The following is a 234-nucleotide window of genomic DNA, read 5'->3' as shown; positions in this document are numbered from 1 at the left end:
GCGCACCAGTTGCCCGGCTTTGGTCTTGCGTCCGGCGGTGGCGATGAAGGTTTCTAAGTCCATTTCCCCGGTACTGATCGCCACGGTGCGCCAGCGTTTTAAATCCCGGTTTCCCCCTTCCTTCGCCCCCTGCAATTTCCCAACGCCATTAAACAGGGCATAGGCAGACTGAGAAACGCTTATCGGGTCTGCGCCCTGTCCGACTTCATCCAGTGGCATCAGCCCGTCATTGTG

The 234-nt window shown here is 58.1% G+C and carries 1 protein-coding gene; it reads right to left on the bottom strand.

The genetic code is table 11. The annotated features are described in order from the left end of the window. A partial coding sequence (locus HX884_RS26960) for a DUF927 domain-containing protein (RefSeq protein ID WP_178329079.1) occupies positions 1-234 on the bottom strand: 234 nt, incomplete at both ends.

The organism is Enterobacter sp. SECR19-1250 (assembly GCF_013391025.1).
GTDB classification, from domain to species: Bacteria; Pseudomonadota; Gammaproteobacteria; order Enterobacterales; family Enterobacteriaceae; genus Enterobacter; species Enterobacter cloacae.
The sequence above is the reverse complement of the archived record's forward strand: the minus strand, read 5'-3'. Positions and strand labels throughout refer to the sequence as shown.